Raw genomic sequence first — 20258 nt, forward strand, 5'->3', positions numbered from 1 at the left:
TATCTTTGTTTTGGCTGATATTTATGCTCAGTTGGCTGATTTATCACTGTTTTTGGCTGATATCCATTCCCATTTGGCTAATTTATCTCTTTAAGAGCAAGGAATATCCTTCTCCTATTGCTATTTCACTGTCTGAATAGATAACTCGGTCAGTGAAAAATTCAGACAGTGACCTATCATTCAAAAAACGAAAATCTTAAGCTTATTATCTATTCAACTGCCACATATCCAGTTTCCGAGACTATCCTTTGCCCCTGCTCTGACAACATCCATTTTAAAAATCTATCAACTTGGGGAGAATCATTATCCTCCAGCGTAATTGCATAAAATTCATTAATGAAGGGATAGCTTCCATCTTTAATTGTTTCTATTGTAGGTGGAATTCCTTCAACCGAAATATTTTTTATTTTGCCATTACGAACCATCTCTTCTGAAAAATGACGGAAAGAAAAACCAATGGCATCACTCTTATTCTGATAATCTGCAGTTTCATTAATAATCCCTTCCATTGCACTTACAACATCTTTTGTGGGCGGATCCATTAATGGCTTTCCACCCATTACCCTTATCAATGCTGTTTGACTTCCACTTTCTGCTGGCCTTTGAAAGGCTCTTATTTTTTTCCGGTTTCCACCGACTTCCTTCCAGTTTGTTATTTTCCCAGAATAGATATCCTGTATTTGTTCCACGCTAAGTGTCTCTATTGGATTCTTCGCATGAACAAAAAAGATAAACGCTTCTCTTCCAATTGGAGTTAATTTTAATTGAACACCATGACTTTCTGCCAACTTATATTGTTGCTCTGAAGGCTTCGGTATAAATATGATGTCTGCCTCTTTATTTAACAATCTCTCAAATGCCTCACCTGTTTGGCTAGATACTACTTCGCTTTCTTCTATAGAATAATCTTTTTCTGGATATACAGCTTGAGCAAACCCAGCATATACTGGATAGAGAGCCGTTGAGCCATCTAACTTCGGAAGATTCCCTTCTATTTTTAAGGTGGATTCTTCATTTAATTGAACTACTTTTGTACCTTCAGAATATGGTATGTATTCCGTTAAATCTGCATCTTGACTACTGACAACCTCTAGACTTCTATCATATTTCACAAAAAGGATATGACCAATCACAATACTTATACTAATGATAAGGATAAATAGATTCGCTTTTTTTGCTGTTCTTTTCTGCCATACTTCAAAGATTGGTAGATTTACTGTCATAATAAAAAATAAAGTTACTATCGGTATAAGCCATAAATAAAACGTACTTGCTGTAAATAAGGATGTGAGGACCGTTAAGATAAACCCAATAAACCCGATACATCCCGTAATAACTATTGCTTGTAATATTTTCATTTTTTCTCCTTTATGCGTTTTTTTTCACTTTCAACAGAAAAATACCACTTTCTTCCTTAAAAATACCATAATAATGTTATATTATCATTTTAGTGTATTTTCACACCTTATTCAAGTGATTATTATTCTTTTTTTAAAATTGTGATTTAAACTGCATAAAAAAAGACGAGTCTCTGTGAAGAACTCATCCTTAAATATACCTTTTATATCAGCTTTCTTGAGCAGTATCGATCTTAAAATAATGGAATAATAAATATGATAGCCAAACACAATCGCGATGATGCCGAATATTTTCAATTAAGCCTTTTAATAGAACTGGATTTAGTGTTTCCTCTTCCAACTGCTCTGTAAGCAAAAGAAGAGATTCTTTCACATAGCGATCATCAACTTCTTCTATTTTCCCTTTTACTAGCTTTATTATTTCCTCTCCTGCAATATTTTCTTGCGTAACAGACTGATGTAACAACTGATATATATTTTCAGTGAAATATGGTGACTTTGTATGTGTAGCAAGAATATCTGTTTTCTCCACCAGCGATTTTGCAAGCATATGTAAATCAAAATCAATCCATTCATTATGACTTAATACAATATGAGTATAAGCATTAAGAAATCCTTTAATACTAAATACTAAATCATATTTAATTGATTGTTTTGATGAATCGTACACTTTTTCAATCATGTGCTCAATTGTTTTTTCTAGCAAATGATCATAGTAAGTAAATTTCTTAATAAATTCTTCATTAAACGAAAGCGCTTGCTCTTTAATGAATAGAGTTGCAAAACTGGAATTTTCTTTAAAGGTATAAAAGATCTCATAATAAAAATGATAAAGGATATCATCCACATGATTGACTGCATAGTCAAGTTTTGCAATGAACTGTTCCATAAAATAATCAACCAATGCCATAATCAGCTCATCCTTGGACTTAAAGGATAAGTAGAAGGCACCTTTTGAAATGCCACAATGATCCGTGATTTGTTGAACGGAAGTAGCCGCAAATCCCTGTTTTGCAAATAATTCTATTGATTTTTCCATAATCAGTTGTTTTTTTGCCATGTTCATACACTCCTATGCACTATTGATTGACATATGACTACTTAGTCATTTATTATAGGTAAATGAGTAAGATTAGTCAATAAAGGGAAGGTGTAATATGAAAGGTTTAGTAAATTTTGTGTTAGGTAACAAGCTAGCGGTTTGGTTACTAACCATTATTATTACTGTATCAGGTATCTATTCTGGTACAAGAATGAATATGGAGACCATACCGAACATTTCGATTCCATACTTAACGGTAATGGATGTTTATCCGGGAGCAACACCGGAAAAGGTGATGGAAGAAGTATCCATGCCGATAGAAAAACTTGTGGAAAATCTAGAAGATGTGAAAGCTGTTTATTCGAATTCTTATTCGAACATGGCAAATGTTCAATTAGAATATGAATATGGTACAGATATGGATGAAGCAAAACGTGCTTTACAATCCGCTCTAGATAATATCACCTTGCCTGACGGCGCACAGGAACCTACAATCACAGCAATCAGTATGAATATGATGCCAGTTGTAGCGTTAAGTGTCAGCAGTACAGAAGAAGATATTACTGAATTAACATCAACTGTTGAAGAAATCATCCTTCCGAAGATTGAAAAGATTGATGGTGTTGCATCTGCAACGATTACCGGACAACATATCGAAGAAGTAGATTTAACATATGATAAGGAAAAAATGGAACAATTAGATTTAACAGAAGACACTGTTAAAGATATGATCCAAGCAAGTAATTTAGCTGTTTCTTTAGGACTTTATGAGTTTGAAGAAGGCGAACAGGCAGTTGCAATTGATGGTAAGTTTATGACAGAAAAAGAACTTAAAGATATGCTTATCCCTGTCACTCCTTCTGAACAAAATCCATCCCCATTTGTTAAACTTAGTGATATTGCCACAATCGAAGTGGTTGGGAAAGTTGAATCTGTTTCTCGTACAAATGGTGAAGATGCTATTGCCATCCAAATTGTCAAAGGTCAACAAGCAAACACTGTTGATGTTGTTAACAGTGTAAAAGATTTAATTAAAGATGAGCAAAAGAATATCGATGGATTAGTAATTGATGTTTCCCTAGACCAAGGGGCTCCAATTGAAGAATCTGTATTTACGATGATTGAAAAAGCGGTGTTTGGTTGTTTAATTGCCGTATTAATTATTTTACTATTCTTACGTGATTTTAAATCAACGATAATTTCCATTATTTCTATCCCAGTTTCTATTTTCATGGCATTAATGCTATTAAACTGGATGGATATTACGTTAAATATCATGACACTTGGTGCTATCACTGTTGCGATTGGCCGGGTTATCGATGACTCTATTGTTGTTGTTGAGAATATTTACCGACGCTTGCACCTGAAAGAAGAAAAATTAACCGGCCGTGCACTAATTAGAGAAGCGACGATTGAAATGTTTAAACCAATCCTTTCTTCAACTTTAGTAACAGTTGCTGTATTCGCTCCATTAATGTTCGTTGGGGGAATGGTGGGAGAGTTATTCCGTCCTTTCGCATTAACAATGGCATTTTCACTTGGAGCATCACTACTTGTTGCGATTACAATTGTACCTGCTCTTTCTCATTTCTTATTTAAGAAAAAATTATATGGTGAGAAAACAGAAAGTAATCATAAAGAAGCCGGTAAATTGGCAAATTGGTATAAAGGCATTCTTGAAAAAGCTCTTAACCATAAAATCATCACTTCCCTTATCGCTGTTGTTTTATTAGCCGGAAGTGTTGCTCTTACTCCGCTAATTGGCTTTAGCTTCTTAGGAAGTGAAGAAGAAAAAACAATGTATATCACTTATACACCAGAAACTGGTGAATTAAAGGATGAGACATTAAAGAACGTTACAGAAGTAGAAGAAAAAATGCTTGAACGCAAAGATATTGATATTGTTCAATTATCTATCAATGAGACAGCAGATGCACAAAGTGCGATGATGGGTATGGGATCTGGCGGTGCACTTATGTACCTAATCTTTGATGAAGATATGAAAAACTTCCCTGAAGTCCGCGATGAAATTGAGGACTATATTACAAATATCGATCAATCTGGCGAATGGAAAACACAAGACTTCACATCCATGGGGATGTCAACAAATGAAGTTAGCTATACATTCTACAGTGAAGATTTAGATAAACTTAATGAGTCTGTGAAAAAAGTAGAAGACATTTTAAAAGAAAATGATGGATTAGAAGATGTTACTACAACTGCTGAAGATGCTTATGTAGAATATACATTTAAAGTTAATCAAGATGAATTATTGCAGTATGGGTTAACTGCAGGACAGCTTCTCATGATGCTAAGCCCAGACAATACTAAAGATGTACTAACAACAATCGAAAAAGATGGCGAAGCACTTGATGTTATTGTCCAACAAGAAAAATCAGCACAACCTAAATCAATTGACGAAATGCTAGATATGGAAATTCCAACTGCTCTAGGAAATACGATGCCACTTTCTGAACTAGTAGAAGTTGAAGAAGGAACAACTTTAAATACTCTTTCTCGTAGTAAGGGTGAGTATTATGCAACAGTATCAGGAAAAATTCTCGGTGATGATGTTTCCAAAGTAACGAACGAAGTCGATAAGGAAATTGATAAAATTGACTTACCAAAAGGAGTTACAATGGGAGTTGCTGGTGTAGCAGCAGATATGAATGAAACATTTACGCAATTAGGTGTTGCCATGATTGCTGCTGTTGCGATAGTATACTTTATTCTTGTTGTCACATTCCGTGAAGGGGTTGCTCCATTCTCGATCCTGTTCAGTTTACCGTTTGCTGTGATTGGTTCCTTTGTCGGATTATACCTTTCAGGTCAAACGATATCCGTTTCGGTTATGATGGGATTACTCATGTTAATTGGTATCGTTGTAACGAACGCGATTGTATTAGTAGACCGAATCATTCATATGGAACGCTATGGAATGAATATGCGCGATGCCATTCTTGAAGCTGGATCAACACGTCTTCGCCCAATTCTAATGACAGCTATTGCAACAATCGGAGCATTAGTTCCATTAGCAGTTGGTTCTGGCGGTAGTGGATTAATCTCTAAAGACCTAGGTATTACGGTTATTGGCGGTTTAATCAGTTCTACTCTATTAACACTTGTTATTGTCCCAATTGTTTACGAAGTTCTTTCTAAAGTATTTAAGAAAAATCGTAAAGATATTGACGAAAGCTAATATTAACTTTTACTAAAAGCCAGTGAAGAATATTTCACTGGCTTTTTGTTATCATAATTCTCCTGCCAACCTCTTATTTTTAATGGCTGTTTTCTAAAGGATTGCTGTTTTTTCAATAGAAAAAAGAATTAGTAGGAAAATTGGAGCAGCCGGAATACACTTCGCTTTCCGTGGGGCTAAGCTTAAGCCTCCGGGGTCTCAGACTGTCTCGCTAATCCTCGTGGCGTCTTCGTGTATTCCGGCTGCGAGTAATCGCAACAAACTTTTGCGAAAACAGCCTTTTTAATAATAGGTTTCGTTTACTCGATTGCTCCTTTTTTACTGCTTTCTAATAATTTCAGCTTTCATTCACAATAAAGAAAACTTCCATTAGTGGGTGTTTTTTCTCATTCCCCTTTGACTTTTAAACTTAAAAGACTTTTTTAATTTTCCACAACTCGAGCTCGGGCGTTAAATGGAATAAAATTAATTTCCCATGTTCCCTTCATAAAAAAATACAAACAGGAAAAACTATTCACAATACTCCAATGGAAAGGATTTTGTCATGAAAGTACATTGCTCGAATGAATATGATCCATTAAAAGCAGTCGTCTTAGTTTCTCCCGAATATATGGCTATTAAAGTTCCTATAAACGATATTCAAAAAAAACATGCAAAGAAAAATATCGATCGAAAAGTGGCCGAAAAACAACATGAAATGTTTATTGAAAAGCTGCAAGAAAACGGGGTTGAAACAATCCTTCTTCCTCCTGTGGAAAAATATCATGAACAAGTATTTACAAGGGATATTGGTTTTACTTTAGGAAATCAAATCTTTGTAGCAGAAATGGCCCGAGATGTAAGACGTGGAGAAGAGAAAATTTTAATCGACTATTTGAAGGAACAGGAGATTACTTATACGGATATTAAAGGAAATATGATTGAAGGCGGAGATGTTATCATTGACGGTAAAACGATTTATATTGGCCTCAGCCAACGCACAAATAAATTTGCTATCCGGCATTTACAAACATTACTTCCTTCTTATGATGTCATCGCTGTTCCATTTACAGACTCGTATCTTCATTTGGATTGTGTTTTCAACGTACTTTCCCCTACAGAAGGATTAATATTCCCAGGCGAGTTTCATAAAGAGAAAGAAAGAATGCTGCGAGATCGCTATGATTTAATCCATGTAAATGCAAAAGAGCAAGAGACATTAGGTACAAACGTATTATCCATCGGTAATAAAAAGGTTATTAGCTTACCTGTGAACGAAGGAGTCAATAAAGAGCTTCAAAAAAGAGGCTATGACGTGATTGAGGTGGATTTTTCAGAAATCATCAAGTCAGGTGGATCCTTTCGTTGCTGTTCTATGCCATTGCTGAGAGAATAATTAAGTAACCAATGATAATCAGTGGGGATTCCCATCCCCACTGATTATAGTTTTCTTTATCCTATTGAAAAAAATGTCTCATCAAATATAGCTTTTCACTACTTTTGTTCCCCTAATATTTTTCTTAAATTATTTAAGCTAATTTCAATGCTTTCAAATGGTGTTCTTCTTGTGGCATCCTGTTCAATAATCCACCACTGTATATCCGCTTCCTCTCCCTTTTCAAGAATTGCTTGAAAATCGATACTCCCAGTACCAACTTCTGCAAAGAATCGTTCTTCATCTGTTGTCATGTCTTTTAAATGGACAAGCTTTGTTCTGTTTTTATATGTATCAATCCATTGTGCAGGATCATACTCTCGCTTTGAAAGCCAGTATACATCTAGCTCTGCAAAAACCAGCTTAGAATCTGTTTCTTCCATTATCGTATCTAATGCTGTTCTTCCATCATACAATCTATCTAATTCAAAATCATGATTATGATAACACAGCGATATCCCTTCTTTTTGACACTCCGCTCCCGCCATATTTAAGAAAGCAATTAGTGACTCATAATCCGCCTCCGTTCTTTTGTCTGGTAAAAGATAGGGACATACTAAAAACTTACTCCCTAAAACTAACTGGTCTTGAATGACTTGGGTTAGATTGCTCTCTAAGTCTGCTAAAGGTACATGACTAGCCGCTACTTGAAGATTTAGTTCATCCAGTAATTCCTTTAATGCGGCTACAGAAATCCCGCCATACCCTGCAAGCTCTACTCCTTGAAAACCAAGGCTTGCAACCTTCTGGAGAGTTCCACGGAAATCCTGTTCACATTCCTCTCTTAACGTATACATTTGAATGGCAATTGGTATATTTTTCACTATATTTCCTCCTTTTAATTAATTCCTTTGAAATCAACCACTTCTACATTATGAAGTAAGTCAAAATAAGTTCCTCTTATCATTGTATAAGAAAACGCTATCATTTTTATAGATTAAGATGGTAAATCGTTAACTTTTTTTGTAAAATGGACTAAAATAACTAGGATGTGTAAGCCATTGGAAAACCATATCAGAAAAGTCATCGAACAAGCAGAAAAAGAATTTGCCATAAAGGTGCTTTATGCCTGTGAATCTGGAAGTCGTGCATGGGGATTTCCGTCAAAGGATAGTGATTATGATGTCCGGTTTATTTATATCCATCATCCAAGCTGGTACTTATCCATTGATCAAAAGCGAGATGTAATAGAAATTCCAAACCATGATCCTATATCAATTCCTGTTGATCCATTATTAGATATGAGCGGCTGGGAATTGACTAAAACACTGAAGCTTTTTCGTAAGTCTAATCCTCCTTTATTAGAATGGTTGCGATCCAACATGATATATTATCAGCGCTTTTCAACCATTGAAAAAATGAAGCAGCTTGAAAAACAAATATTTTCTCCTACTTCTACCATTTATCATTATTTAAATATGGCTAAAGGAAATTTCAGAGAATATTTGCAAGGAGATACCGTTAAGATTAAAAAGTATTTTTATGTATTGCGACCAATTCTAGCAGCCAAGTGGGTACAAACATTCCAAACAATTCCTCCAATGGAATTTGATATTTTGGTACATGGACTTATTCCTGAGGGTGCACTTCGCACAAAGATTGACATTTTATTAGAAAGAAAAAAATCTGGAGAAGAATTGACTCTTGAACCACGAATCAACCTTATTAATGAGTATTTGGAAAGAGAGATGCAACAATTAGAAACGTATGCAAAAGGTTTAGAGAGAAATTTAATTGATCCAACTGAACAATTAGATCAGCTGTTTCGTTATACTTTAAAGGAGGTTTGGAACGACTAAGAAGAAGTCATTGAAAAAAGGTATGTTCTCACAAATACTTTTTTCGATGACTTCTTCTGAATTACGATTAAAAACACTTTGTTTTATTAGGCATTTTTCGTATAGTTTGTTGCGATTACCCACAGACGGAATACACCTCGCTTTCCGTAGGGGTCTCAGACTGTCTCGCTAATCCCCGTGGCGTCTACGTGTATTCCGGCTGCTCCATTTTTCCAACTAATTCTTTTCTCCTATTGAAAAAACAACAATCTTTTAAAAAACAGCCTTCTATCAAAAAGTAATTGCGGCATCTTTTGCACGAGCAATTGCATTCGCTTTAATCTCTTCTGCTCTTTCTGGTGCTAAATCATGACCTTCCACAAATAAACCTTGGAAATCATTAATGCCGAAAAATGCCATTAGCGTCTTTAAATAACGGTGTGCCATTTCTTTATCCGCTGCTGGTCCATGAGAATAAATCCCACCACTTGCTTGAATATGAAGAACTTTCTTATCAGTAAGGAGTCCCTTTGGTCCTTGGGCTGTATATTCAAATGTCTTACCTGCAACAGCAACAGAATCTAAATAAGCTTTCATCACTGGAGGAAACAATAAATTCCATAGTGGCGTAACAAATATATATTTATCTGCTTTAACGAATTGTTCACTTAGCTCTGCCAAACGACTAACTTTTGTTTTTTCCTCATCAGAAAGCTGATCAAATCCACTTCCAGATTGTAGCTTTCCCCATCCTTGAAATACGTCTGCATCAATGGAAGGAATATACTCATTGTATAGATTAATATGAATAACCTCATCATTCGGATTAGACACTTCATATTGATCAATAAACGCTTTACCAACTGCCATTCCATATGATCTTGATTCATCAAATGGGTTTGCCGTAATATATAATACTTTTGCCATTTTATTCAGCTCCTTAGAAAAGTCTCTAGTCATCTTTTCTTTACTATAGTGCTGATCGAAACGATATTCAATGGAAGCAGCTATATATTACTAATATTGTCACATTTAAAATAACCGTTAAGGTAGAGAGATCTTTTCTCCCTAAAAACTATTCCTTAAAATATGGATTTAAATGGATAAGTACTTCGTTGATATTATCGTGTTTTTTCATAAGTTTCTTTTTTATTTGTCTAGATAAGTCATGACCTTCCTTAATCGTCTTGTCATAATCGATAGAAATGCGTAAATCGACTAATATATAATGTCCATGTTCTCTTGCACGAAGACGATCAATCCTTTTTACTTCAGAGAAGGAAGCAATCATTTCACGATATTCTGTTAAGATCTCTAAATCGATATTTCGCTCCAGTAATATATCGAAAGCTTCACTTACCATTTCCTTCGCAATTTTAAAAATTAAATAAGCAACGATAATAGTAGCTACTTTATCGCCATAGAGCAGTGCATTTATCGTTAAATTTTCTCCAAGTATAGACAGTAATACTCCTATTGCAGCGGCAATCGAGGCAACTATATCTGCCTTATGATCATAAGCAATTGCTTCAATGGCTTTACTACTTTGTTCATTAGCGATTTTCTTACTATAACGATACAATAGTACTTTTGAAACGTATGAAATAACAGCAACCCACATTGTAATCATACTTGGTGTTGTAATGGGATGGAAGAAACCAATTATAGCTTCATACACCAAATAGATGGCAACACCGAGTAGAATCATCCCGACTATTCCGGATACAATTATTTCAGCTTTTCCATGTCCATATGGATGTTCCTGATCAGCAGGTTTATTGGCAATCCGTATCACTACTAAAACAATGATAGAAGCAAAGACATCTGCAGCAGAGTGAATACCATCAGCAAAAACAGCATCACTATTCCCCATCCAGCCAACTATTAATTTTCCCAATGTTAATACAATATTACTAATTACACTAATCCATGCAACTCGTTTAGCTAGAGATTCTCTTGATCCCATTTTCATCAACCTCATTTATTATTTCCAATAATTTCTATATGTACAAAAAGTCAACCTAACTATCTTAGCAGAAAAGAAATCAGTGGGTCTAGAGAAAAAAAGTTGGCTCTCTTCAAATTTTAAATTTACCAATCATTGCGTATTTATTCGATTATGCGTGCCAATAATAAATACGATATAAATCACTTAGTATTTTTCTTACAAACAGAGCATTTTTGCGAAAAGACAATTGTAAGCCTTCGAGAGGATGACTGCCTAACAATCCATTGTTTTTTAACTAAGTAATGTTGATTAAAGAAAAAATTCACTATTAGGATGGTTAAGATGACAACTATTTTTGAAGCATTAAAAGATTATTTACAATTAAATTTAGATATGGAGCCCAAAAATCCTCTTCATGTAGGCGAAGTAATGAGTTGCTGGACCTATCTTACTATTGTGGATGAAGCCAATATTTATATTCAGGTGGCGTTAAATACGACAACAGATGATGATGTTATCAAGTCACTAAAAGACAGTTATAAACAATGCGATGCACAAGGGCAAAGATTTCGAGACTTTCTTAAAGCAGAAGGAATTCCATTGCCACCAACTAGTGAACAACGACCACTTTCTAATTCACAGGCTGTACCACTTGGTGTTAAGATGACAGACGACGAAATAATGAATGGGTTAAGCATTAAAACCGTTGCATCCATTACTCACTGTGCCGCTTCTGTATCTCAATGTATACGAAATGATGTAGCTACTATGTTTACCCAATGTATGTTAGAAAAAATGAAATTCGGTGCAAGTATAAAGGATTTAATGAGAAAAAGAGGCTGGATTAAAGTTCCTCCTTATTACTATCCACCTGGTGCACCAATTGAAAACTCATAAGAGATTATAGAGAAAGGCAAAATTAAGGGCCCCAGCTTCTTTCTTTTTAGCAGGGGCACAGTGTGTATTAATGGCATTAGCTTATGGACATTCTTTGTTATATTTTTTTGAATGAAAACTATATTTAATAGCTATCTTTTTCCAATAGTAAAGCATCCATAATTTTATTTTTTCCCACTTATATACTTTTGCTTTTGTATGATGTAATTCTTCCCATGCAGAATCTAATTGGTTTGCCTCTAGTAATCTTTTGCTGTAATCTAATTTTAATTTTGATAAATAGACATCTATATAAGGAAGATTTTCTTTATGAAGGAGTCTCTCTAAGTAGTCAATAATTGAATATCGATTTAAAATACTCAAATCCATGCACACACTATTTTCTAAACCACGATAATAAATCGCAAAGCTTTCATTTTTATAAGCAATCGGATAATTCAAACCGATTCTCAGCCACATATCTTGATCTTCCCCAAGTGGTTCTCCTTCTTTAAACAAACCTATTTCTTTAAAAACTTCTTTTCGAACAGCAACCGCAGAGGATATAATAGGCAAATCCTTTAGTGTTCTTTCCACATAGTTAGTAAACACACCTTCCCAGTGCTCTGGTGTTTCATAAATAGTAGGAATGATCTTTTTTTTGCTTGGCAACTGAATCTCATAACTTGTTGCATAAGCACCACAATATGGATATTTGTTTTTTAAATCGATGATATTTTCTAGGAATCGCGGCTTCCATTCATCGTCTGCATCAATAAAAGTAATTAAATCTGCCGTTGCAACTCGAATGCCTTCATTTCTTGCTGCTGAAGCACCCTTATGTTCCATTCTTCGAACTGTAATTCGATTGTCTATCCATGCTTCGGCTTTTTCTACACTGCTATCTGTAGAACCATCGTCAACAATAATAATCTCAAAATCCTGAAATGTTTGGGATAGAATAGACATTATCGTTCTTTCAATATACTGTTCTTTATTATAAAGGGGGATTACTACTGAGACAGCAACCATCTTGCACCCTCCCAATTTTTCATTGCTAATGATTGTGCTTTTTTTATTGGCAGTTTAGGATACTGATATTGACCAGCTGCAATTTCCCTAAGAGCGTGCCATATACTTTCCTCCGCAAAGGAATTGGAGGAAATAATAAAATCATTGTTTGCCTGAATTTGTTTTGCCCATCCATCGCATTTGGGATGGTAAGAGAAAATGATAGTTGGTGTATTAGTGATATAGCCAAAAACAGCACTATGCAACCGCATACCAAGCAACCCTTTTAAAGAAGCAATAGTGCGAAGAATATTTAATGGGTTTTTATCATAAGAAAGATGTCTAATTGGTATATTCGTGTGTAGCTGCTCGATAACCTCTCGATGAATATCCTCATCTCCAAAAATAGGATGTCCATTAAAATCGATAAAAACCAATTCCTCAAATTCCTCTTCTTTTAACCCATTTAAAACATTTACTATTTTTTCAACCCTTGTTTTTTCTATACTTGTATCTCCACCAATATATCTTTCATAATGGCATAAGGAAATTCCTAGCCCCTTTCTCTTATGATTTCCTGAAAAATCTTCTCCAGATACTAGCGGTAAGAGGACTGCTAAATCAAACGTTAATTCTGCATTAATAGTAGAAGTGAGAGATCGAATTAATTCATAGCTTTCCTCATCCCTGCAACCGATATATTTAAATCTCTCAACAAGCTTCCTACATGTCTCCTTGGCAGCAGAATCTCTAAACGGGCCAAAAGATACCCCGATCGCTGCTGCTCCTTTCCCTCTATTTACATCAATTAAGTCCCCATCTCTTGTCATTTTATCTGTGGAATGAAAAACAGATCCACCGCCATATAAAATGAAATCACTCCCATAACACTGCCTGTACAATCGCAAAAGGTTTTCGTTACGCTCTTTTTGTTCTTCTTCTGGAACAAAANCAATAGCAGCATCTAATGGAAGAACAGGTTTTTGTATACATGTCCCATAGATTTTCTCTCCAAAAAGAAATTTTCGGCTTCCCCAAGAGGAGACTAGTAGTAATGCATCATCTCCGCTATTTAGTTCCCCGTAATAACCAGAAAGAAGAATCTTATTCATCTAAGTACGCCTCCTACCTCTCATGTCTCTTAATAGTATATGGACAATCCATTAAAAGGTGACCGCAAGCTAATAATTGGACAAATTGCTATGGTCCGATTTAAGGGGACAAGAATAGAATATATAGTAAACATTAGGGAAAGGACATGATGCTGATGACATTAAAGAAGAAGAGAAAGATACTTTTTATTACAAAAAACTGGGAAAATGGGATAGAAAGAAATACGTATTATTTATCAGAGGAATTAAAGAAATACGTTGATATAAGAATCTGGGAGAAAGACGGTAATATAAGTGAAATACTACAAATAATGAACTTTCAGCCTGACTTTATCCTAGTAAATGATTTACGTCCTACTCGATCACCACAAGTAACAGGACTAAAGGACTGCAATATTCCATTCGGAATAATTATGCATGATTTAAACTACCAGATGGACCAAAGAAGAGCCTTTATTAAAGAAAATAACGTAAAATACATTTTCACCCATTATAGAGACACATTTTTAGAATGGTATCCAGAATTTAAAGATAAAATGATATGGTTCCCTCATTATGTAAATATCGATATATTTAAAGACTTCAATCAGAAGAAAACGATTGATTATTTAATGATGGGTGCTGTACATCCTACTGTATATCCATTACGTCAAAAAATCCTCGATGAAATGAAAAGTCTACCTAATTTCACCTATCATGCACATCCTGGCTATTTTCACAAACAGTACGACGAGAAATCGTTTAAGGTAGCTAGTAGTTTCGCAAAAGAGCTTAATAAAGCAAAAATGTTTTTTACCTGTGATTCCATTTATCATTATCCTGTAATGAAATATTACGAGACTCTGGCTTGTAATACATTACTATTAGCCTCATGCACGAAAGAAATTAAGGATTTAGGTTTCATCCCCGGTGTCCATTTCATTGAAATAAATGAAGAGAACTTTATGCGGAAAGCAAAATATCACCTAACACATTATGATACATTAGGGAGACGAATAGCTTTAAACGGTTACAAAATGGTCCGAAAAAAGCATTCTGTACAAGTTCGTGCCAAACAGCTCCTCCATCATATCGAAGCGATTCTTTCTAAGGAAGGAGGAAACGAACTGTGAGGATTTTATATCTTGGTTATTTAGGAGCCAATAATATAGGAGACGAAGTTTGCTATGAAGCATTTGCTCAAGCTTGCGAAAGATGGCTAAATGAAGAATATACTTTATTCTCCTATCCAATTCATACGAATAAAAAACTGAAAGAATTTTACAAAGAAAAACCATTTGATCTAGTCGTTTTAGGAGGGGGCTCTTTATTTCAAGGTAGTTTCTTTATTGATTTAGCCTTAGAAGCAATTGAAATGAAGCTTCCTCTTTATTGCTATGGAACAGGCATTGATTATATGACGGAAGAAACAATAGAATCTTTTAAAAGAGGAGATTTCCAGTTATCGTCTACTTCTTTTAATAATAAAGAGATAAATAAAGAAAAAATAAAAAAAGTGATTGAATACTCCACATTTGCAGGTCTTAGAGGTCCACTTACACACAAATATGTTAAAGCTTTAAATCCATCACCAGCAAGTAATTATCAGATAATCGGTGATTCTGGGATGCTTTTTACTCCTAAAAAAGATGATTATATTCAAAAAAAATACTTGCATGACACTAGCAAAAAAACAATTGCAGTCAATTGGGGTACAACTCAAAATATTTTATTTGGCTATGATGAAAATAAACTTAAAAAACAAATGATTAAAGCTTGTACAAAATTATTACAAAAGGGATATCAAATTGTGATTTTCCCAATGTGGGATATGGATATCCCTCATTGCAAAAGTTTGTATGATAACCTAAAAGAAAAAGGTAACGTCATTTTTATTCCAGAAGTATGCACAGCTTCACAAATTTATCACTTCTTATCACTTTGCCATTTTTCTTTAAACCTAAAGCTTCATGCAAACGTGCTTTCTGCATCTAGCGGTACTCCATTTATTCAATTAGCCTATCGCTCTAAAGGAGTGGACTTCGCAGCCTCCATCCACCAATTACCTTATACAATATTAACAAATACAAATACTCTGTCTGAAACAATTGAAAAGAAAGAATTTTATTTAACAAGCAAAAAGAATCGGAAAAAAATACGTTTAGCAAAAGAGAGAATCGTAGCTAGACATAAAAACTTTATAGCTTCATTGAAAAAATAAGAAAACAGGATATTCCCATGCTGGAATATCCTGTTTTCTTATTTATAGAGGGATGAATACCACTCTTTGATTTATTTTATTATAAATACCTAGCAATACTCACACTTTTTACACAGAAATAAAATAGAAGCTTTCTAACCTTTCTTTCATGTGTAGTGGATCGAACGAAAGGAATCGAATAGCTTCTATTTTTCTGTTATCTTATTTTTCATAATTACTTATCTGTTTTAAACAAAGCTCATACACATCTACTTCTTTATACAATTTATACCATTCTATTGTATAATATACAGTTTGATCAATGTCCCATTTTGGATACCAAGCTAAATTATGCTTTGCTTTATTTATATCCAAGCTAAGAAGCTTTGCCTCATGTTCAGTAGAGTGTGACGTATCTACTTCCCATGTACCTTCCTTCCATTGCAGTACTATTTTTTCTACTAATTGTTGCACCGTCGTCACACTATCTGATTCTGGTCCAAAATTCCATCCCTCTGCATATTGTGTTTTTCCTTTATATAAATAAGCTCCTATTTTTAAATAACCAGAAAGCGGCTCTAAAACATGCTGCCATGGACGCACAGATTGAGGGGAACGCACCTTAATAGATTGACCCGATAATAAAGAGCGCACACAATCAGGAATAATTCGATTTTCCGACCAATCACCGCCACCTATTACATTCCCTGCTCGTACAGAAGCAATGAGCTTCCCATGCTTATTATAGGAGTCAATAGGAAAGAAAGAATGCTGATAAGAGGAGATCAATAATTCGCAGCATCCTTTACTTGAACTATACGGATCATACCCTCCCATTGGATCTGTCTCCCGATATCCCCATACCCATTCTTTATTTTCATAGCATTTATCACTTGTTACCATTATTCCCGCTTTAACAGATGGTGTTTTTCTTATCGCTTCTAACACATTCATTGTTCCCATTACATTCACTTCATACGTATATACAGGATCTCGATAGGACTGTTTAACTAATGGCTGTGCTGCTAAATGAAAGACAATCTCTGGCTGATATTGCTCAAAAACAGCTTGAAGCTTAACCGCATCACGAATATCCCCTCTTATGTCCTTCATTTTATTACTCAGCTCAGCCAATTCAAAAAGACACTTGTCACTAATCGGATCTAAAGAATAACCAATTACATCTGCACCTAGCTTCGCTAACCAAATAGCTAGCCAAGAACCTTTAAAACCTGTATGACCAGTTATAAGAACCTTTTTATTTTTGTATATGGTTTGCCAATCAGTTGTCATCGTTACACCTCCGCTCCCTTATTGAAAATGATAATAACTTTTATGCCAGGCAATTGTTTTCTTAATCCCCTCTTCTATAGAAACAGCAGGAGTCCACCCAAGAATTGTTTGAATCTTTGTTATATCCGGTATTGGTGCGTTCCTTTCATTTTCTCTTTTTGGAATAGCACCATAAAGAGGAACTTGCTTCGTATCTAAATGCTGATAAATTAAATCAACAAAATATCTTAAAGGATGTGCTTCACCAGAAGCAATATTTAAAATCATATTACTGCTTCCTTCATTTGTGGCTCCAAGGATTAAACCATCGACAATATTGCCTACATAGCTATAATCCCGATATTGGTCACATGTTGTTAATTTTACCTCTTCACCGCGAAGTACTTTTTCAATAATATGAGAGAATAATTTATGGTTATCCTCCGCTTCTCCAAAAATATTAAATGCCCTTAAGGTGATGATCGGAATTTTATATTCTTGTGCTAATTGATGGGCAATAATTGTAGAGGCTGCTTTCGTACTTCCATATATATCTACTGGTTCTAATAGCATTTCTTCATGAATCTGTTCTTTTTTATCTCCATACTCCGAACTACTGCCAAGACAAATAATTTTTTGGCAATTTATATCCTTTGCAGCAAAGAGAAGATTCATGGTTCCTAATATATTAGTCTCAAAAGCAAGTAAATCATTTCTATTATTTGGATTCGTTCCATAAGCTGCTAGATGAAAAATATAGTCTGGTTGGAATTCATGGATAATACGGCAAATTTCGGGGCGATTTTGAATATTTGCCTCATATATTTTTAATTGAGGCAAATATTCTTGAACTCTCCATGGATTAGAATCTTTTCTAACAATTACAGCAATAGTCGCATTTTCTTTCACTAGCTGTTTAATAAGATGCGATCCAATAAACCCATAAGCACCTGTTACTAACACTTTTTTATTTTTCAATTTCATCGTATTCACCTCTTATAAAGAGGAGATAGAATAGGGATTTTTTGCTGAATAATCAGCAGGTACGTTCGCAAAAAATTCTGGATTATTAGAGAAACTATTTGAGAACTCTTTTAATTTCACTAAATAAGGATTATAGATATTTATTAATATTGGGTCTGAAATACTAACTTCTTCTTGCTTCCATAGATCAAATTCATTCTCATTAAGCATTAATAGACTACCAAAATGGAAGAACATCAATGGGTAATTGTCAATATATACCTTAGTCTCCCTCATGGTTACTTCTTGTTGCGTATTATTTAAGATAAGATTCCATGGCGCAGCATTAATTCCTGGGTTTTTGTTAACTTTTATATTTTCAAATAACTCTGGAATACGATCTAAATACAATTGATCTCCCCATGATTTCCGTTCATCATTATATATTTCAGAGCATTCTTCTAAGCATCTCTTTTTCCACCAATTTAGAATCTTTCTGCTGTTTTTTTCGTTTTTGAATCCGATAAACCCAGCCTGATACTGACCATGGAAATGTTCTAATAAGTCTGTTCCTCGTTGACGACATAGATAGACAGAGTATCTAGCGAAGTCATCTAACACAGAGATAGGGTTGGAGAAGAAATATATATCACTATCACAATAGAAAAGATGGTCAATATCGGAATGAGTGGCTAATAAGTGTTCCACTAATGTCGCTTTTATTGTCCAACAATATTCTTGCAGTGTTCGTTGTTGCTTTAACTCTTTTAATTGCTGTGTCTCAATTGTTTCTATTGGCACTAATGTTACATTTTTTAAATTTAAATTTGATAGGACATCGTTGGTTTCTTGGTCCATCGTACAAATCCATAAGTGAAAATTGTCTATCTGCTTAACCAATGAATCGTACATCGCTAATCCTTTAACTAAATATTCTTTACTAAAAATAGAAGTTAATAGTAAATAATTATTATGCGTAATCATTTTTCTTTTCAATTTAGTGTTATGATACTTTGTCTTTGCCTGAATAAAGTCATTTGTCGAAAGCGTTGCTCGAATAATTCCAGGATAACTATTCTGATACGACGTAATTAATTCCTCTAAATGATCAAGGTATGGAACATATATATAGTTCATAATTTCCTTTTGAATAGTTAATTGATGCATACTCCATAAATCATATTTATTACTATCATAAATAGTTAAACAAGAAAAATGGTAAGCAACTAGCGGGTCATTATTTATGAAAACTTTATCTCCTTGTAGAGAAATTTTAAAATCATTATTGTAAACAATATTCCATGGTGCAGCATTAACCCCTAAATTAGTAGATATTCGAACATTATCATACATAATTGGAAGCTGATCTAGATACTTTTGGTCACCAAATCGGCCATTGTTTTCCACTACACTACACCATTCAAGGCATCTATCCTTCCACCATTGAACAGCTGCCAATCCTGTCTCATCTTTTCTAAATCCGACAATACCTGCCTGATACTTCCCGTACTTTTGCTCTACCCAGTCTAAATCTCTTTGTGGAGTCAAGTAGATGGAAGCAGAGCCCCATTCATTAAAAATACTTTCAGGATTAGAGAAGAAATACATATCCCCATCACAATATAAAACTTGCTCAATATCATTATTTTTAAGAATGTATTCAATTAAAAAAGATTTTAATGTCCAACAATATTCATTTATCATTCTTTCTTGTTTAACAGCTCTTAATTGATCATTCTCTATTTCTTCTACTCTAATAAGATGCATATTTTTTAGATTTTTTTCATTCAAAAACTTGTACGTAATAGCATCCGTACAACAAACCCATAAATTGAAATTCTCACTATTTTTAACTAGTGATTGATAAACCGCCATAATCTTCATACAATATTCTTTACCTGCAATTACACAAAAATTTTGATTGGTGGATGAAATCGGCTCTGTTACAGACGTTTTTCTTACCTCATTTATTTTAGCTGATGCTCGTTTTGCTTTTTCCTGTGTAACTGCTTCCTGTCTTGCCTTTTCTTGTGCGACTGCTTCCTGTCTTGCCTTTTCTTGCGCGGCTGCTTTCTGTCTTGCCTTTTCTTGTGCGGCTGCTTCCTG

Annotated in this window: 16 protein-coding genes; 6 read left to right on the forward strand and 10 right to left on the reverse strand. The window is 34.5% G+C overall.

Annotation, left to right across the window (positions count from 1 at the left end; genetic code table 11):
* Nucleotides 1-209: 209 nt before the first annotated feature.
* The gene (locus ADJ83_RS19020) at nt 210-1358 is read right to left on the reverse strand and encodes a PstS family phosphate ABC transporter substrate-binding protein (protein ID WP_048718730.1); all 1149 of its coding nucleotides are present in this window, start codon (nt 1356-1358) and stop codon (nt 210-212) included.
* Between the two features lie 208 nt (nt 1359-1566).
* The gene (locus tag ADJ83_RS19025) at nt 1567-2418 is read right to left on the reverse strand and encodes a TetR/AcrR family transcriptional regulator (protein WP_048718732.1); all 852 of its coding nucleotides are present in this window, start codon (nt 2416-2418) and stop codon (nt 1567-1569) included.
* Nucleotides 2419-2515: 97 nt separating this feature from the next.
* Between ADJ83_RS19025 and ADJ83_RS19030 the strand changes: the two genes are divergently transcribed.
* Nucleotides 2516-5599, forward strand: coding sequence for an efflux RND transporter permease subunit (locus tag ADJ83_RS19030; protein ID WP_048718735.1), 3084 nt, complete (start codon nt 2516-2518; stop codon nt 5597-5599).
* 544 nt (nt 5600-6143) lie between these two features.
* Nucleotides 6144-6974: a dimethylarginine dimethylaminohydrolase family protein gene (locus ADJ83_RS19035; RefSeq protein WP_048718737.1), complete on the forward strand. Its 831-nt coding sequence runs from the start codon at nt 6144-6146 to the stop codon at nt 6972-6974.
* Nucleotides 6975-7072: 98 nt separating this feature from the next.
* Here the strand turns inward: ADJ83_RS19035 and ADJ83_RS19040 are convergent, their stop codons facing one another.
* A complete protein-coding gene (locus tag ADJ83_RS19040) occupies nt 7073-7837 on the reverse strand; it encodes a sugar phosphate isomerase/epimerase family protein (RefSeq protein ID WP_048718739.1) in 765 nt (254 codons plus the stop codon).
* A 177-nt stretch (nt 7838-8014) separates the two neighbouring features.
* Between ADJ83_RS19040 and ADJ83_RS19045 the strand changes: the two genes are divergently transcribed.
* Complete coding sequence (locus tag ADJ83_RS19045) at nt 8015-8812, forward strand: nucleotidyltransferase domain-containing protein (protein WP_048718742.1); 798 nt, start codon at nt 8015-8017, stop codon at nt 8810-8812.
* A 270-nt stretch (nt 8813-9082) separates the two neighbouring features.
* On the opposite strand, the gene ADJ83_RS19050 is transcribed toward ADJ83_RS19045, so the two are convergent.
* Together ADJ83_RS19050 and ADJ83_RS19055 are read right to left on the reverse strand one after the other, a co-directional pair.
* Nucleotides 9083-9718, reverse strand: a complete 636-nt coding sequence (locus ADJ83_RS19050; protein ID WP_048718744.1) for an FMN-dependent NADH-azoreductase — start codon at nt 9716-9718, stop codon at nt 9083-9085.
* Nucleotides 9719-9866: 148 nt separating this feature from the next.
* Nucleotides 9867-10757 (reverse strand): cation diffusion facilitator family transporter, encoded by an 891-nt coding sequence (locus tag ADJ83_RS19055; protein ID WP_101730264.1) that lies wholly within the window; start codon nt 10755-10757, stop codon nt 9867-9869.
* A 324-nt stretch (nt 10758-11081) separates the two neighbouring features.
* Between ADJ83_RS19055 and ADJ83_RS19060 the strand changes: the two genes are divergently transcribed.
* Nucleotides 11082-11636: a DUF3231 family protein gene (locus ADJ83_RS19060; RefSeq protein ID WP_048718750.1), complete on the forward strand. Its 555-nt coding sequence runs from the start codon at nt 11082-11084 to the stop codon at nt 11634-11636.
* 81 nt (nt 11637-11717) lie between these two features.
* On the opposite strand, the gene ADJ83_RS19065 is transcribed toward ADJ83_RS19060, so the two are convergent.
* Nucleotides 11718-12647 carry a glycosyltransferase family 2 protein gene (locus ADJ83_RS19065; RefSeq protein ID WP_048718752.1) on the reverse strand — a complete coding sequence of 310 codons (930 nt, stop codon included), beginning with the start codon at nt 12645-12647 and terminating at the stop codon, nt 11718-11720.
* Nucleotides 12629-13738 (reverse strand): polysaccharide pyruvyl transferase family protein, encoded by a 1110-nt coding sequence (locus ADJ83_RS19070; protein WP_048718755.1) that lies wholly within the window; start codon nt 13736-13738, stop codon nt 12629-12631. The genes ADJ83_RS19065 and ADJ83_RS19070 overlap by 19 nt, the downstream gene beginning before the upstream one ends.
* 155 nt (nt 13739-13893) lie before the next feature.
* Here ADJ83_RS19070 and ADJ83_RS19075 point away from each other — a divergent pair, with 155 nt between their 5' ends.
* Nucleotides 13894-14850, forward strand: a complete 957-nt coding sequence (locus ADJ83_RS19075) for a glycosyltransferase (RefSeq protein WP_239687090.1) — start codon at nt 13894-13896, stop codon at nt 14848-14850.
* Complete coding sequence (locus ADJ83_RS19080) at nt 14847-15938, forward strand: polysaccharide pyruvyl transferase family protein (RefSeq protein ID WP_048718759.1); 1092 nt, start codon at nt 14847-14849, stop codon at nt 15936-15938. The genes ADJ83_RS19075 and ADJ83_RS19080 overlap by 4 nt, the downstream gene beginning before the upstream one ends.
* Before the next feature lie 201 nt (nt 15939-16139).
* Here ADJ83_RS19080 and rfbG read toward each other — a convergent pair whose 3' ends face one another.
* The 3 genes from rfbG to ADJ83_RS25740 form a co-directional block, all read right to left on the reverse strand.
* Entirely contained in the window at nt 16140-17210 is a 1071-nt protein-coding gene (gene rfbG, locus ADJ83_RS19085; protein WP_048718766.1) for a CDP-glucose 4,6-dehydratase, read from the reverse strand.
* An 18-nt stretch (nt 17211-17228) separates the two neighbouring features.
* The gene (locus ADJ83_RS19090; RefSeq protein WP_048718768.1) at nt 17229-18173 is read right to left on the reverse strand and encodes an NAD-dependent epimerase/dehydratase family protein; all 945 of its coding nucleotides are present in this window, start codon (nt 18171-18173) and stop codon (nt 17229-17231) included.
* A gap of 12 nt (nt 18174-18185) precedes the next feature.
* Nucleotides 18186-20258: cell envelope integrity protein TolA (locus ADJ83_RS25740; protein ID WP_053094381.1), on the reverse strand; the 2073-nt coding region annotated here is incomplete at its 5' end.

Source organism: Bacillus sp. 522_BSPC (assembly GCF_001076885.1).
GTDB lineage: Bacteria > Bacillota > Bacilli > Bacillales > Cytobacillaceae > Niallia > Niallia hominis.